The sequence below is a fragment of the Orrella dioscoreae genome (genome assembly GCF_900089455.2).
GTDB lineage: Bacteria > Pseudomonadota > Gammaproteobacteria > Burkholderiales > Burkholderiaceae_B > Orrella > Orrella dioscoreae.
Genome location: NZ_LT907988.1, coordinates 3,981,046 through 3,996,109, shown reverse-complemented (window position 1 = coordinate 3,996,109; position 15,064 = coordinate 3,981,046). Strand labels below are relative to the sequence as shown.

16 protein-coding genes are annotated in these 15,064 nt (G+C 68.2%); 9 read left to right on the top strand and 7 right to left on the bottom strand.

From position 1 onward, the window contains the following. The first annotated feature begins 35 nt into the window (after positions 1–35). Positions 36–422, top strand: coding sequence for an MOSC N-terminal beta barrel domain-containing protein (locus ODI_RS18500; RefSeq protein WP_067749852.1), 387 nt, complete (start codon positions 36–38; stop codon positions 420–422). An 18-nt stretch (positions 423–440) separates the two neighbouring features. On the opposite strand, the gene ODI_RS18495 is transcribed toward ODI_RS18500, so the two are convergent. The 3 genes from ODI_RS18495 to rsmD are packed head-to-tail and all read right to left on the bottom strand — an operon-like array spanning position 441 to position 1,824. Then, entirely contained in the window at positions 441–689 is a 249-nt protein-coding gene (locus ODI_RS18495; RefSeq protein ID WP_067749839.1) for a YfhL family 4Fe-4S dicluster ferredoxin, read from the bottom strand. A gap of 7 nt (positions 690–696) precedes the next feature. Further along, positions 697–1,206 carry a pantetheine-phosphate adenylyltransferase gene (gene coaD, locus ODI_RS18490; RefSeq protein WP_067749838.1) on the bottom strand — a complete coding sequence of 170 codons (510 nt, stop codon included), beginning with the start codon at positions 1,204–1,206 and terminating at the stop codon, positions 697–699. Positions 1,207–1,257: 51 nt separating this feature from the next. Next, positions 1,258–1,824 carry a 16S rRNA (guanine(966)-N(2))-methyltransferase RsmD gene (gene rsmD, locus ODI_RS18485; protein ID WP_067749836.1) on the bottom strand — a complete coding sequence of 189 codons (567 nt, stop codon included), beginning with the start codon at positions 1,822–1,824 and terminating at the stop codon, positions 1,258–1,260. Between rsmD and ftsY the strand changes: the two genes are divergently transcribed. Continuing rightward, complete coding sequence (ftsY, locus tag ODI_RS18480) at positions 1,823–3,061, top strand: signal recognition particle-docking protein FtsY (protein WP_067749834.1); 1,239 nt, start codon at positions 1,823–1,825, stop codon at positions 3,059–3,061. The two genes, rsmD and ftsY, sit on opposite strands and share 2 nt — an antisense overlap. Before the next feature lie 70 nt (positions 3,062–3,131). On the opposite strand, the gene ODI_RS18475 is transcribed toward ftsY, so the two are convergent. The 3 genes from ODI_RS18475 to ODI_RS18465 all read right to left on the bottom strand — a co-directional run bounded on the left by ODI_RS18475 (position 3,132) and on the right by ODI_RS18465 (position 6,442). Continuing rightward, positions 3,132–4,745, bottom strand: coding sequence for a CYTH and CHAD domain-containing protein (locus tag ODI_RS18475; protein WP_067749925.1), 1,614 nt, complete (start codon positions 4,743–4,745; stop codon positions 3,132–3,134). Between the two features lie 206 nt (positions 4,746–4,951). Next, complete coding sequence (locus ODI_RS18470; RefSeq protein WP_082985144.1) at positions 4,952–5,671, bottom strand: DUF1971 domain-containing protein; 720 nt, start codon at positions 5,669–5,671, stop codon at positions 4,952–4,954. Positions 5,672–5,731: 60 nt separating this feature from the next. Beyond that, positions 5,732–6,442, bottom strand: a complete 711-nt coding sequence (locus ODI_RS18465; protein ID WP_067749833.1) for a Crp/Fnr family transcriptional regulator — start codon at positions 6,440–6,442, stop codon at positions 5,732–5,734. Between the two features lie 116 nt (positions 6,443–6,558). Here ODI_RS18465 and ODI_RS18460 point away from each other — a divergent pair, with 116 nt between their 5' ends. The 4 genes from ODI_RS18460 to ODI_RS18445 all read left to right on the top strand — a co-directional run bounded on the left by ODI_RS18460 (position 6,559) and on the right by ODI_RS18445 (position 11,160). After that, complete coding sequence (locus ODI_RS18460) at positions 6,559–7,518, top strand: ABC transporter substrate-binding protein (RefSeq protein ID WP_231968093.1); 960 nt, start codon at positions 6,559–6,561, stop codon at positions 7,516–7,518. Next, positions 7,515–8,318, top strand: coding sequence for an ABC transporter permease (locus ODI_RS18455; protein WP_067749832.1), 804 nt, complete (start codon positions 7,515–7,517; stop codon positions 8,316–8,318). Before ODI_RS18460 ends, ODI_RS18455 begins: the two co-directional genes overlap by 4 nt. Then, positions 8,311–8,997: an ATP-binding cassette domain-containing protein gene (locus ODI_RS18450; RefSeq protein ID WP_067749827.1), complete on the top strand. Its 687-nt coding sequence runs from the start codon at positions 8,311–8,313 to the stop codon at positions 8,995–8,997. The genes ODI_RS18455 and ODI_RS18450 overlap by 8 nt, the downstream gene beginning before the upstream one ends. Before the next feature lie 153 nt (positions 8,998–9,150). After that, on the top strand, positions 9,151–11,160 hold the full coding sequence (locus ODI_RS18445; RefSeq protein ID WP_231968092.1) for a TonB-dependent receptor family protein: 2,010 nt from the start codon (positions 9,151–9,153) through the stop codon (positions 11,158–11,160). On the opposite strand, the gene glpD is transcribed toward ODI_RS18445, so the two are convergent. Continuing rightward, entirely contained in the window at positions 11,157–12,713 is a 1,557-nt protein-coding gene (glpD, locus tag ODI_RS18440) for a glycerol-3-phosphate dehydrogenase (protein WP_067749823.1), read from the bottom strand. The genes ODI_RS18445 and glpD overlap by 4 nt on opposite strands. 172 nt (positions 12,714–12,885) lie before the next feature. On the opposite strand from glpD, the gene ribBA reads away from it, so the two are divergent. From ribBA to nusB, 3 genes are read left to right on the top strand one after another with little or no spacing between them, the layout of a single operon-like run. Then, complete coding sequence (ribBA, locus tag ODI_RS18435; RefSeq protein WP_067749821.1) at positions 12,886–14,073, top strand: bifunctional 3,4-dihydroxy-2-butanone-4-phosphate synthase/GTP cyclohydrolase II; 1,188 nt, start codon at positions 12,886–12,888, stop codon at positions 14,071–14,073. Further along, complete coding sequence (ribH, locus tag ODI_RS18430; protein WP_067749819.1) at positions 14,070–14,597, top strand: 6,7-dimethyl-8-ribityllumazine synthase; 528 nt, start codon at positions 14,070–14,072, stop codon at positions 14,595–14,597. Before ribBA ends, ribH begins: the two co-directional genes overlap by 4 nt. Then, positions 14,566–15,063 (top strand): transcription antitermination factor NusB, encoded by a 498-nt coding sequence (gene nusB, locus ODI_RS18425; protein WP_067749817.1) that lies wholly within the window; start codon positions 14,566–14,568, stop codon positions 15,061–15,063. The genes ribH and nusB overlap by 32 nt, the downstream gene beginning before the upstream one ends. Position 15,064 lies beyond the last annotated feature (1 nt).

Here is a 15,064-nt window from a genome sequence, read left to right as displayed (position 1 = left end):
GCAGGCGGAAGAACGACAACACAGGATCCCCCGCCATGACGTCTGCTTCCCTCCAACCCGTGGCCGCCTGTGGTCCGGTCGCGGCCGCCGATGCGGCCTACGACCGCCGCTGGCTGGTCGTCGACGCGTCCGGCACATGGCTCACGGCGCAGGCCGCGCCCGCGCTGTCAGGCGTCACGCCGTCGATGAAGCTGGGGTATCTGGTGCTGCGTGCCCCAGGCATGTTGCGCCTGGACATCCCGCTGGACGTCATCGAGGATGACGACAGCGTGCGCCGCGTGGCCCGGGTGGCCGATCAGGACGTGGATGTGGTGGACGAGGGCGACCTGGCCGCCGCGTGGTTCTCGAACGTGGCGGGCCAGCCGTGCAGGCTGGTCAAGCTGCATCCCGACGCGGCGCCCGTGGCCTGGCCGGCGGGCTGATACCGCCCAGGCGCCAGTTCAGGTGCCGGTCAAGCGGCGGTACTTCGCCATCAGGGCGTCCTGCCCTTCCCGCCATTGCGGGTGGATCTCGATGCATTCCACCGGGCACACCACCTTGCACTGCGGCTCGTCATGGTGCCCCACGCATTCGGTACAGGCGCCGGGGTTGATCTCGTAGATCTCCTCGCCCATGTAAATGGCGTCATTGGGGCACTGCGGCTCGCAGACGTCGCAGTTGATGCACTCTTCGGTAATGCGCAGGGCCATGGCGGGCTTACTGGGCCTGCGGCCAGGATTGCTCGCGCTTTTCCTTGGCCTTGACCTGCAGCCAGCGCTCCACCGACGGGAATACGAACTTGCTGACGTCGCCGCCCAGCACGGCGATCTCGCGCACGATGGTGCCCGAGATGAACTGGTACTGGTCCGAGGGCGTCATGAAGAGCGTCTCGACTTCCGGCAGCAGGTGGCGGTTCATGCCGGCCATCTGGAATTCGTATTCGAAGTCCGACACGGCGCGCAGGCCGCGGACGATGACGCGGCCGTCCTGCTCGCGCACGAAGTCCTTCAGCAGGCCGGCGAAGCTGCGCACGATGACGTTGGGGTAGTGGCCGAGCACTTCCTCGGCGATTTCCAGGCGTTCCTGGAGCGAGAAGAAAGGCTTCTTGTTGCGGCTGTCGGCCACGCCCACGACGACCTTGTCGAACAGGCCGGCGGCCCGGCGAACCAGGTCCTCATGGCCGCGGGTCAGCGGGTCGAAAGTGCCAGGATAGACAGCGGTGATCATTGTGCGTGGACTCCAAACAGGGAATCTGGGCGGAAAAGGCGGATTATTGATCTAATTTTGCGTCGCAGCAAACTGAAGCAGATGATAGTGCACCGCGCCTGCCCTGTCTTGGCGCAGCGGCGCGTACCCCTGGGGCGCGGCGACGGGTGTTTCCGATTCCACATAGACCAGGGCGCCCTCCTTCAGCACATTGGGCAGCAGGGGCCAAAGGCGCTCCAGCCAGCCCTGGCCGAAAGGCGGGTCCAGCAGGATCAGGTCGTAGCGGGCGGGGCTTTGCCGATGCACCACCGTCATGGCATCGCCTTGGTGGATGCGTACCATCGTGGCGTCCAGCTTGTTGCGCAGCGCCCGCAAGGCCGCGACGGCGGCGGGATCGCGTTCCACCATCTGCACCAGGGCCGCGCCGCGCGAGGCGGCCTCCAGGCCCAGCGCGCCGCTGCCGGCGAACAGGTCCAGGACGTGCTTGTCCTCGAATCGGCCTTGCCAGAAGTGGTGGAGCCAGTTGTAGAGGGTTTCGCGGACCCGGTCGGGGGTGGGCCGCAGGCCCGGGGCGTCGACCACCGCGATGGGCGTGCGCCGGTAGTTCCCCCCCACGATGCGAATATACTGCTTGGCCATGTTTAATTTCTTCAAGAAAAAGCCGCCGGTTCCGGCCCAGCCCGAGACCCGCGAGGACGACGCCGCGCGCCATGCGCCGCCTGTCGAAACGCCTGCCACGCCTGCCGCCGATGCGCCCGAGCGAGATGAACTCGTGCCGGCCACGCCATCGGTGCCGCAGCCGGCACCGCCTGTCGAGGCCGTGACGCCCGAGGCGCCGCCAGCGCCGGAACCGAAACCGGAACCGGAACCCGAGCCTGAACCCGAGATCGAGACCCCGGCGCCTGTCGCCGTCGTCCCGCCTGCGCCGGTGGCCGAAGCCGAGACCGCACCCGCCAAGCCCGAGAAATCCTCCTGGCTCAGCCGCCTGCGTTCCGGCCTGTCCCGGACAGGCAAGAGCCTGGGCGGCCTGTTCGTGGGCGTCAAGGTCGACGAAAACCTGTTCGAGGAACTGGAAACGGCGCTCATTATGGCCGATGCGGGCGTCGAAGCCACCGCCAGCCTGCTGGACGGCCTGCGTGCCCGCGTGCGCAAGGAGCGCATCGAGGACGCCGCCCAGGTCAAGACGGCTCTGCGCGAACTGTTGACCGAACACCTGAGGCCGCTCGAGCGTGCGTTCGACCTGTCGCGCGCCCAGCCGCTGGTGGTCATGATCGCCGGCGTCAACGGCGCGGGCAAGACCACCTCCATTGGCAAGCTGGCCCACGCCTTCCAGGCGCGCGGCGCCAGCGTGCTGCTGGCCGCGGGCGACACCTTCCGCGCCGCGGCGCGTGAACAGCTCATCGAATGGGGCTCGCGCAACAACGTCACCGTCATTTCGCAGGAAGGCGGCGATCCGGCCGCCGTGGCCTTCGACGCCGTCAATGCCGGCCGTGCCCGTGGCGCCGGCGTGGTCATGATCGACACCGCCGGCCGCCTGCCGACGCAACTGCACCTGATGGAAGAGCTGCGCAAGGTGCGCCGCGTCGTCGGCAAGGCCGACGCCGACGCGCCGCACGAGGTCCTGCTGGTGCTGGACGGCAACACCGGCCAGAACGCGCTGGCCCAGATCCGTGCCTTCGACGCCGCCATCAACCTGACCGGCCTGGTGGTCACCAAGCTGGACGGCACCGCCAAGGGGGGCACGCTGGCCGCGGTGGCCGCGGGCAGCCAGGGCGTGCGCCCCATCCCGGTCTACTGGATCGGCGTGGGCGAGGGCCTGCAAGACCTGCAGCCCTTCGTGGCCGCGGACTTCGCGGCGGCGCTGCTGGGCGACTGAGCAGGCAGCAGCATCAATGACAAAGGCGGCCGAGGCCGCCTTTGTCATTGCCCGTGGGTGAACCGCCTGCTTACTTCCAGAACGGCTTGATCTCGCCCAGCGTGTGGAACGAGGACTGCGCCTGCACGCCCAGCGTGTCCAGGCGCGCCACGATCCAGCCGCGCGCGAACCAGGCCTGGGTGTGGCCGGCGCTCAGCACTTCGAAGTGTTCCTGCGCGACATACAGGTCGTTCATCTCGCCCAGGATGTCCTGCACTTCCGACAACTGCTTGCGGTACGGGCGCAGGCGCTGCGCATTCAGCAGCGGCTCGGCGAAGGCCAGGCCGTAGCGCAGGCGCTTGCCGCGCTTGCGCAGTTCGTGGCGCGGCTCGGCTTCCAGCGACAGGAAGCGTTCGCCTTCGCTGACCAGGCGGCGGTGCCACTTGCGCAGGCGGCCGGTCAGCAGTTCGGTCAGCGTGGGCACGGGCGGGGCGCTCAGGGGGATGATCTCGACCTGGGCGCTGACCGTGCCGGGCGCGGCGTTGTCGTTGGCGGTGGCCGACGTGGCGACGGCGGGCTGGGCATCGTGGCCCAGGCCCAGCGTCCAGGCCAGCATGTCCAGCACCCAGCCCTGGAAATCACGGCTGGCGGCCAGCGCGCCTGCGTCGACCGTGCTTTCCGAGGGCGGCAGTTTCAGCGCGGGCATGCCGGCGCGTTCCAGGGTGGGCAGCACCGTGTCCTGCAGCACGTCGGCATCGCGGCTTTCGCCGAAAGACGCGAAGAGTGCGCGCGCCTGCTGCACCAGGGCTTCCGAGGGCCCGGGCGTCCAGCCCTGGAACAGCTTCCAGGCCGAGCGCATGCGGCGCATGCCCACGCGCAACTGGTGCACGTGTTCGGCGCCGCCGGCACAGTAGACGCCGGCGGTATCGACTTCGGCCAGCGGCACGGCGTTGGCCACGACCTGTTCCAGGCACTCATAGGTCACGGCGCGCAGCGCCTGGCTGGCGTCCATGTCGGCGTGCAGCGGCGAGGCGCCGGCGCCTTGCGGGGCCCAGTAGCGGGCGATTTCCTTGGCGCGCTGCTTGGTGGCGCCGGAAGCTTCCGGGTCGATGGCGCCGAGCGTCTGGGCCGTGTTGGCCAGCGCATCGCCACGATGCGACTTGCTGCGCAGGTCCAGCACCAGGCCGAACTTGTGCTGCCAGCGGCGGCCCAGGTCGAAGACGGCGTCCAGCTTGCCCGAGACCAGCTCGAACTCGACTTCGGAGACCGGCAGCGCCAGGTCGCCGGCACGCAGCCAGCCGGTGTCATAGGCGATTTCAACGGTGCCGTGGCGCGTGCGCACGCGGCGCAGCAGGCGGCTGATGTCTGTTTCGTAGCGCACCGCCAACTCGCCTTGCAGGCTGGCCAGCACGGCGGCCACGGGCGTGTCGGCATATACCGACAGGTCCAGCACCGGGCCGGGGCGTTCGTGGTTCAGTTCGATGCGCGACAGGGCGTGGCCGCCAGGCGTCTTCAGCGTCTGCACCCACTGCCGGCCTTCCTTGCGCAGGCGGATCGCCACGCGGGCACGCGCCAGTTCACGATCGGGGGTGTCGAAATAGAGCGCGTGCAGTCGGACCCGGGTGGCGGTCCCCCGGGCAATCTCGCGTTCGATGCCGGCTCGGGCGGGGGCGGGGACGTGTAGCTTGAGCTCTTGTTCGGACATGATGGGGCGCTGGGCCAGTGATGCGAAGGCCGCCATTCTAGCGAGCGGGACCAGGAAAATGGTGACACGTCATATATCGGTCATTTTTGTCCTGACGCCCGTGCACCGCAAGGTTCAGTGCAGCAAATCGTCCGTGGCAGGCCACAGGCGTCCGCACTATCTGAGCAGGTTTTTTGCGATGCAGCAAATTCGACCCGTTGGCGGGGCTATTCCGCGGCCGGTTCAGCCTCCCGGTAGAACGTGATCTGGAAACTGCCGGGCAGCTCGAAGGCAACATGGTGGCGCTGCTGGGGCTGGATCACGATGCGTTGGCCCGCGCTGAGCACCACCGCCGTGTGGGGCGGATCATCCAGCGTATAGCGCAGGATGCCGGTGTGCACGGTCAGCACCCCCCAGGTGCCAGCCTTGGTGCTGTGCGCGGCCTGTAGCGCGGGGGGCAGGTTGTCGGGCGTGAACACCGGACTGTCCCGATAGGCCTTCAGCCCGTCCGGCAGGGTGTCGGGCAGGCTGGGCAGGACGTTACGGTCTTGCCACACCTGCCATAGCTTGGCTGCAATGCGCTGCGCCATGGCATCGGCCTGGGCCTGCAGGGCAGGGCGGTCCAATGTCGCCGTGACTTCATGGAACAGGGCCAGCCAGCGCTGGAACAGGGGCCAGGAAAGATCGGGAATGCGTGCGTGCGCGGGTATCGGCGCGCCCTGGAAGCGGCGCGTGCCCAGCAGCAGGGCCGACCAGAAGTCGCACAGGCTGCTCAGGTGCGTATCCCAGTCGGTGACGCGCGCCTCGAAGATCGGTCCCAGCGTGGCGTCTTCACGGACGTGCGCATAGAAGCGATGCACCAGTTCGCGGACATCGTCTTCGGTGCAGGGGGCGTCGGAGTGGTCGGGTTGCATGGTCGGCAGGCGCCAGGGCGGAGAGACTTTCATTGTCCCGGCGCCGGCCCGCAAGCTCCCATGACATTTATCAATTTCCGCGGGATGGTGCGCTCAGAATGGGCGGCGCGCGGTCGTCGCCAGCCTGGCCAGCACGTCCCGGTCCAGCAGGATCCATTCACGCCGCTTGCCGCGCAGCGTGCCTTGCGATTGCCAGTCGTTCAGCAGCCGGCTCAGTGTCTCGGCCCGGATGCCCAGGTGGGCAGCCAGCTGGCGCTGGTTCAACGGCAGCGTCAGCATATCGCCCTGCCGCTTCTGCAGGTCCATCAGGTAATTGGCCAGCCTTTCGGGGGCCGAGCTGGATGTCATCCAGTCCACCTTGTTGACCTGGTCGTAGAGCCCCTGGCTGAGTCCGGCCAGCAGCTTCAATGCCAGATCCGGCCAGCGCCGGCAGGCCTGGTGCAGGTGCTGGCGGTCCAGGCGCCAGCCCTGCAGGTCCGTGCGGGCCCGCGCCTGCATGGGATATCTCCCATGTGGCATGAACATGGCTGCCTCGGCCATCAGTTGTCCCGGTTCGAAGACGCGGAAGACACGCTCATCGCCGTTGTAGCCGTAGCGCATGACCTCCGCCTCGCCGGTTTCGATCAACAGGTAATGGCGGGCCTCCTCACCCTCTCCGAACAGGATCTGCCCCGCCTCGGCATGCAAAGGCAGGGCATCGCGCATCAGGTCCGTGGCGATGTCCCGCGGCAGGCCGCGCAGGAGGGGATGCCTGGCCAGCAGGGACACGGCGGCGTCCGGGCTGGGCTGATTGACATTTGTCATTCCGGGAAAAGGTAGGAACCATTCACAATTCGTAAATATAACAATTCTCATTTGTGATGATGGATCCCAATTCATTTTCCCGCCGCCGTCTTTGTGCGGCAGCCGCCGGTGCAGTCTTGCTGCCAGGCCTGAAGACGGCGTGGGCCTCCGTCGGCTCGCGCAACCGCGTATTGACCCTGGCCGGGCCGGGCGCGGTCGTCAGTTATCCGCTGATGCACATGGCCGCCACCGGTGCGCTCTCAGGCATGGTCGAAGGCTTGCGCTTCCGTCTCTGGCAAAGCCCTGACCAACTGCGCACGCTGCTGGTGAACGGCGATGTGGACTTCAGCGCGACGCCCAGCACCTTGCCGGCATTGCTGCACAACCGGGGAATGCCAGTGCGGCTGGTCAACATCTCGGTGTGGGGCATCCTGTGGCTGGTCGGTACGGATCCGGCCGTGCAGTCCTTCGAGGACCTGGCGGGCCGTGAGCTGCTGGTGCCTTTCCAGCGCGACCTGCCTGCGGTGCTGCTGGATACCTTGCTGGAGACGCATGCCGCGCGTGGCCTGGCGCCAGTGCGGCTGCGGCGCACGCGTGACGGCCAGGATGCCATCGCATTGATGTTGAACGGCCAGGCCGAACAGGTGCTGCTGGTGGAGCCCATGGCGTCGCTGCTGTTGTGGCGTGCCGAGCAGTCGCAAGGCCAGGCCGGCGTGCCCAGGCTGTACCGCGGCCAGAGCCTGGAAACCGCATGGCGCTCGGCGTTCCCGGCCCAGCCATCACTGCCGCAGGCGGGTGTCATGGCTGCCCCCAGCGTGGCCGCCGACACCGCCTTGCAGCGGGCCGTGGCGGATGCCTATGCGCACTCTGCGCAGTGGTGCGCCGAGCATCCCGCCGATTGCGCGGCGCTGGTGCGTGAGCACCTGCCGCAGATGCCGCAGGCAGCCATCGAGAGGGCAGTGCGTGGCACCCGACTGGATTGCCGGGCCGCGCAGGCGGCCCGGCCCGAGATCGAGGCCTTGTACCGGCTGCTGGCCAGCCGGTTTCCGCAAGCCATCGGCGGCGGCCTGCCTCCCGCGGATTTCTACGCAGCATGAGCGCCCCCCCGATCCCGCCACGCGACGGACTCGCGCCCTTTGCCGCCAGGACATCGCGCGTCTGGAGCGCGACAGGCCTGTTGGCGCTTCTGCTGGCCTGGCATGTGACGGCCCGCCAGTTGGGGCCGCTGCTCATGGCGACGCCCTGGGAAGCGCTATCCGCCATTGGCCCGCTGGTGCGCAGTCCGCAATTCCTGGCCAATGCCGGCGCAAGCCTGGGCCGCATCGCGGTGGGCGTGTGCGCGGGGGCCTGCATCGGCTTCGTGCTGGGCATCCTGGCGGGCCACAGTGCGCGCCTGCGGGGCTTGATCGAGCCCCTGCGCTGGTTGTTGATGGCGATGCCGCCCGTCGTGGTGGTCGTGCTGGCGATGCTCTGGTTCGGCTTGGGCTCGTCCATGGTGGTGTTCATGACGACGCTGATGATGGCGCCCGGCATGTACGTCAATACGGTCAAGGGCATGCTGCATGTGGACCGCAAGCTGGTGGAAATGACGCACGTCTACCGCTACGGACCCTGGCTGCGCCTGCGTCATCTCTACCTGCCAGCCTTGAGCGCGCCTTTGCTGGCCGCCCTGCTCATCGCCACGTGTGGCGGCGTGCGGCTGGTGGTCATGGCTGAAGTGCTGGGCGCGGAAAACGGCGTGGGCTATGCGCTGGCCAACGCACGCAGCACCTTCGACACGGCCGAGCTGTTCGCCTGGGTGCTGTTGATCCTGGGTTTCGTGGCGTTCCTGGAATTCGTCTTCCTGCAGCCCTTGCAGCGCCGGGTGGGGCGGTGGATGGAGCCCAGCCATGCTTGAGATGCAATCGCTGTCCTTGCGCTACGGCGCCCAGACCGTGCTGCAGGACGTGCAACTGCGCGTGCAGCCCGGAGAGCGCCTGGGCGTGATCGGCCCCAGTGGCGCGGGCAAGAGCACCTTGCTGAGGCTGGCCGCCGGCCTGGCGCAACCTGTCACGGGCCGCCTGCGCAACACCTTCCGGCATCCGGTGCTGATGTTCCAGGAGCCTCGGCTGCTGCCCTGGCGCAGCGCGCTCGACAACGTGATCCTGCCGTTGCGCGCAGCGGGGCGTTCGCCGCACGAGGCACGCGAGATCGCTGGCCGCTGGCTGGCGCTGCTGGGCCTGGATGCGGCTGCGCAAGCCTGGCCCGGCGAACTGTCGGGCGGCATGGCGCAACGCGTGGCCTTGGCGCGTGCGCTGGCACTGGCGCCGGACCTGCTTCTGCTGGACGAACCCTTCAGCGCCCTGGACCCCGCCTTGCGCCGGCAATTGGCAGCCTGCTGCCTGGACGCCGTGCGCAAGCAGGGCAGCGCGCTGATCTGCATCAGCCACGATCCGCGGGAGCTGCTCGGCATGGTCGAACGCTGCGTCCTGGTGGAGCGGGGGCGCGTGACGCCGATTCCGCTCATCGACCAGGACGATGCGGCGAACGCTGAACGCTTGCGCGCGCTGCTGATCGCGGCTGGCCAACAGCCATGACATTTCCTCCTGGTCATTCCGCGGCAACCCGTGCTGCGCCTTTGTGGAAACATTTCGATGACGACCTTCCTCCCTCGCCAACTGGCATCCAGTCTTACCGTTCTCGCCCTGGCAGTTCCAGCCGCCTTTGCACAGGAGACTCGCGAGACGTCCATGCTCTCCCCCGTGGTGGTGTCCGGCCAGGCGTCCGGTGCGCTGGCACCCTCCGTGGCGCAAGCCCGTTCGGCGCTGCAAGCCGTGCCTGGCGCCACCAACCTGATCCAGCCCCAGCAGGAGGTCCGGCTGGTGACGCTGCGTGACGCACTGGACTACCAGCCTGGCGTCGTGGTGCAGGAGTTCTTCGGCGGGCTGGATCAGCCGCGCCTGAATGTCCGGGGCTCGGGCATCCAGAGCAACCCGCTGAGCCGGGGCATCCTGCTGCTGCAGGATGGCCTTCCCATCACCGAGGCGGACGGCTCCTTCGTCATCAGCCTGCTGGAGCCGCGCAATGCCGGCCTGGTCAGCGTTCGCCGTGGCGCGAACGCGATCTCGCCGGGCGCCAGCACGCTGGGCGGGGAAGTGGATTTCCAGTCGCTCACCGGCACCCAGGGGGATTTCGTGAAATTGGGCACGGGCAGCTTCGGCACGCGGACCCTCACGCTGGCCAAGGGCTTCGAAGGCGAGCGTATGGATGGCCGCGTCAGTCTGGGCTACGACAAGTCCGATGGCTACCGCCGCCATTCCGCTTCCGAACGCACCAGTTTCCAGGGCAACCTGGGGTTCCGGCGCGGCGCCTTCGAGAATCGCAGTTACCTGTCGTATACGGACCTCAAGTTCGAGATTCCCCAGCCCCTGCCCAAGGCGCGCATGGAGGAGGATCCTCGCAGCGTGCTGGGCGATGGAAACACCCCCCAGGATCTGGCAAACAACATCTACAACCGTGACCCCCATCGCGACACCACCCAGTTCCGCCTGGCCAATCGCAGCTACTGGGGGGATGAGACGCTGAACCAGACCGTGGGGGTGTACTGGCAGCAGCTCAAGGATGATTTCACCAATCCCCAGGTCGCGACGCTGACCGATGGCGATACCTACGGCCTGCAATGGATGCTCGCGGGCAAGACGGGCGCCGTGGACTACAGGGTGGGTCTGGACTGGCAGCACAGCGACCTGGACCGTGATCTGGTTGCGATCAGCCCGGCCAATGGCCGTCGTCTGCAGCGCTTCGGCAACTACGATCTGCAGGCAGAGAATCGCAGCGCCATGATCGGCCTGGACTGGCATTTCGCGTCGCAATGGACATTGGTGAGCAGCGTGAAGTACAGCCAGGCCGTGCGTGACGCCAGGGAGCGCGGCAGTGGCGCCAAGCTCGACCAGGACTGGAACTACGCCACGCCCAAGCTCGGTATCGTCTGGGCACCGTCGGCCGGCCAGCGCTGGTTTGCCAACGTCAGCCGCAGCCACGAGGCGCCCACGTTCTGGGAGATCGTCAATGGCGGCGTGGCTGCGCCCATGAACCCGGCCACGGCCAGTACGTCGATGAGCAAGCTGGACATGCAGCGCGCCGTCACCTATGAACTGGGCGGCGATGGCCTGCTGAGCATGGCAGGGCGCGACCTGCGCTGGAGCGTGGCGGTGTATCGCAGCGAGGTCGATGACGAGCTGATGTCGGTCAGCACCGAAAACGGGACGCCGGCCGGCACCTACAACTATCGGGGCCGGACGCGTCACCAGGGGCTCGAGGCGGGGCTGGATGGCTCGCTGCCCGCGCCGGGCGGCCTGCTGGACTATCGCGTCGCCTATACCTTGAGCGACTTCCGCTTCCGCGAAGGCGAGTTTTCCGGCAAGCGCATCGCCGGCGTGCCCCGCCATCTGTTGAGCGCCGAACTGCTGTATCGCGTTGGTGGCTGGCGCATGGGGCCGAACGTGCGCTGGCTGATGAGCGACACCGAAACCAACCACGACAACGCGGCGGGCACTCAGCAGAAGGCGTACGCCTTGCTGGGCTTCAAGGTGGCGTATGAGCATGACGCGCACTGGAGCGCCTATCTCCAGGCCGACAACCTGATGGACAAGACCTACGCCAGCAGCTATGCCATCCGCAATACGGCAACGGCAGCCATGCCCATCTTCCTGCCGGGCAACGGCCGGGCGCTGAGCGCCGGGCTGGCCTATCGGTTCTAGGCGTCGGCGGTGGATGCCTGCGCCAGCCAGGCATCCAGCCTGTCGGCGGCGTCGGCCGGCGCCAGCAACCCCAGCCGCGTGCGGCGCCACAGGATGTCCTCGGCCGTGCGCGCCCATTCGTGCCGGGTCAGCCAGCGCACTTCGGCTTCCGTCAGGCCGGCGCCGAAATCCTCGCCCAGGTCTTCCATGCTTTGCGCGCCAGCCAGCAGCTGCTCGGTCAGCGTGCCGTAGGTGTAGACGTAGCGCCGCGCCAGCGGGGCAGGCAGCCAGCGGTAGCGTTCCTGCAGCGCGTGCAGGTAGGCCTGCGGATCGGCGCCCGGCATGTCCGAGCCGGGCAGGGGCGCGCTGGCGGTCCAGGCCTCGGGCTTGCCGGTGTAGGGGGCCAGCTTCTCCATGGCGTGCTGCGCCAGTTGGCGGAAGGTGGTGATCTTGCCGCCGTAGATGGACAGCAGCACGGGCTGGCCGTCCTGGCCGCCCGCCACGTCGAAGACGTAGTCGCGCGTGACGGTCGACAGCCGCGCGTCGTCGGGATGGTCGTCATAGAGCGGACGCACGCCGGCGTAGCGCCAGGCGATGTCCGCCGGGCCGATCTGCTGCTTGAAGTAGCGGTTCACGGCGCGGCACAGATAGGCGATTTCCTCGTCGCTGATCTTCGCCTGGCCGGGGTCGCCCTCGAAGGCGACGTCGGTGGTGCCGATCAGGCTGAACTCGCCCTGATAGGGCAACACGAAGATGATGCGGCGGTCGTCGTTCTGCAGGATGTAGGCGTGTTCGCCGTCATACAGCTTGGGCACCGTGAAATGGCTGCCCTTCACCAGTTTCAGGCGGCTGGGGCCGGGCGGGGCGCCCGCCTGGGTGGAAATGAGGGACTGCAGCGCCTGTACCCAGGGGCCGGCGGCATTCACCAGGATGCGGGCGCGCACGCTGACATCCTGGCCCTCGGGGCCGCGCAGGCGGGCCTGCCAGGCGCCATCGCGGGCCTGGGCGGCCACGCACTCATGGCGCGTCAGGATCACGGCGCCGCGCGCCTGCGCGTCCATGGCGTTCAGCACCACCAGCCGCGCGTCATCCACGCTGCAGTCGGAATAGGCGAAACCCGTGCGCAGATCGTCGCGCAGCGGCTGTCCCATGGGGTCTGCGCGCAGGTCCAGCCGGCGCGCGCCCGGCAGCCGCGGTGAACGGCGGGCCAGGTGGTCATACAGGAACAGCCCCGTGCGCAGCATCCAGGCCGGACGCAGCGTGGCGTCGTGGGGCAGGACGAAGCGCATGGGGTGGACGATGTGGGCGGCGTTGGTCAGCAGCACCTCGCGCTCGGCCAGCGCTTCGCGCACCAGCCGGAACTCGCGGTTCTCCAGGTAGCGCAGGCCGCCGTGCACCAGCTTGCTGCTGGACGACGAGGTGGCCTGGGCCAGGTCGCCGCGTTCGCACAGCAGCACCTTCAGGCCCCGGCCGGCCGCATCGCGCACGATCCCGGCCCCGTTGATGCCGCCGCCGACGACCAGCAGGTCGACCTCGTGGTGATCGGGCGGGGGAGGGGGCAGGAAATCGGACATGGGCGTGGCGGTCCCTATCAAAAAAGGCGGAGTCCGGGCGGCGGGAAAGCCCGGCATCCAGGGGCTGGACAAGTGTAACGCCGTCATCTGACAGGGAATGGAGGTTGCAGCGCTAAAATAGCTGCCTTCGCCTCTGATTGGCCCCCCTGTTCGGCAGCCTGCCGCGTCTCCCATGTCCGCTACACCGTCCGCTACGTCTCCCGCCGAGACCTCCCCCATTGCTCCCGTCAGCGAAATCGTCGCCGAGCTGCGCGCCGGGCGCATCGTCATCCTGGTGGATGAGGAAGACCGCGAGAACGAGGGCGACCTCGTCATGGCCGCCGAGTTCGTCACGCCGGAGGCCATCAACTTCATGGTCACGCATGGCCGTGGCCTGGTGTGCCTGACCCTGACCGAAGAGCGCTGCCGCCAGCTGGACCTGCCGCTCATGGCCAGCCGCAACGGCACGCGCTACGGCACCAACTTCACCGTGTCCATCGAGGCCGCCGAAGGCGTGGAAACCGGCATTTCCGCCGCTGACCGCGCCCGCACCGTGCAGGCCGCCGTGGCGCGCAATGCCCGCCCCGAAGACCTGGTCCAGCCCGGCCACATCTTCCCGGTGCAGGCCGTGCGCGGCGGCGTGCTGGTGCGCGCGGGCCACACCGAGGCCGGCTGCGACCTGACCGCCATGGCGGGCCTGACGCCCGCCGCCGTCATCTGCGAGATCCTGAAGCCGGACGGCACCATGGCCCGCCTGCCGGACCTGGTCGAATTCGCCGTGCAGCACGGCCTGAAGATCGGCACCATCGCCGACCTCATCCAATACCGCAGCGAGCACGAATCCGTGGTCGAGCGCGTCGCCACCCACACCCTGTCCACCCCCTGGGGTGAGTTCCAGGCCATCGCCTACCGCGACACGGCCGCGGGCGCGCCGCACCTGGCGCTGGTGCACGGCACGGTGTCCCCTGACCAGGAAACGCTGGTGCGCGTGCACGAGCCCACCTCGGTGCTGGACGTGCTGGACACCTCCACCGGCCAGCACAGCTGGACCGTGCAGCGCGCACTGCAGACCGTCGCGGCCTCGCCCGCGGGCGTGCTGGTGCTGCTGAACTGCGCCTCGGGCGCCGATCTCTTCTTCTCGCAGGCCGCCGCCTGGGGCAAGCCGGCCGGCACGGCCGCGCCGCAGCGCGATGGCGGCCGCCTCGATCTGCGCACCTACGGCGTGGGCGCCCAGATCCTGCGTGACCTGAATGTCGGCCAGATGCGCCTGCTGGCGCGGCCGCGCAAGATGCCCAGTATCATGGCCGGCTTCGGCCTGGAAATTACGGGTTACGATTGCGACCCTCCCTCCCCCCCGACCCCGCAAGGCAGCGCAACATGAATCCCTACACCATCGACCCGGATACCAACGGCGAAGGCCTGCACATCGGCATCGTGCGCGCCCGCTTCAACGAAGACCTCGGCATGGCCGAGCTGGACGCCTGCCTGCAGGAACTGGCTGCCCTGGGCGTGGACGAACGCGACGTGATGGTCGTGAGCGTGCCCGGCGCCCTGGAGCTGGGCCTGGCCCTGGCGCAGATGGCCGACACCCGCGAGTTCGACGCCCTGATCGCGCTGGGCGCGGTCGTGCGCGGCGAAACCTACCACTTTGAAGTGGTCAGCAACGAAAGCGCCGCGCTGATCTCGCGCGTGGCGCTGGAAACCGGCATTCCCATTGCCAACGGCGTGCTGACCACCGATACCGACGAGCAGGCGCAGGAACGCGCCGCCGGCAAGGGCCGCGATTGCGCCCAGGTCGCCATTGAAATGGCCAACCTGATGGCGGCTCTCGAGCCCGAGACCGAAGACGACGAAGACGACGAGGACGAAGATTTTGACGACGACGACGAAAACGAACGCGAGTGAAGGCGCCACCGGGCGCAGCGCTCGCCGCCGCGCCCGTGAGTTCGCGCTGCAGGGCGTCTACGCCTGGCTGCTGCGCGGTGGCGAAGGCACGCAGGATGCGGGCGAGATCGATGCCCACATCCGTGACTCGGAAGATTTTGCCGAGGCCGACTCCGCCTGGTTCAAGACGCTGCTTTATGGCGTGCTGAACGACGCGCCGGCGCTGCGCGAGCGCTTCTCGCCCTTCGTCGACCGGCCGCTGGCCGAGTTGTCGCCGGTCGAGCACGGCATCCTGCTGATCGGCAGCTATGAACTCGTCCACCACGTCGAGGTGCCCTACAAGGTCGCCATCAACGAGGCGGTGGAGCTGGCCAAGTCCTTCGGCGGCACCGACGGCTTCAAGTTCGTCAACGGCGTGCTGGACAAGCTGGCGGCGGAAGTGCGCGCGGCGGAAGTGCGCGCCGTCGCCAACAAACGGCGCGCCTGAG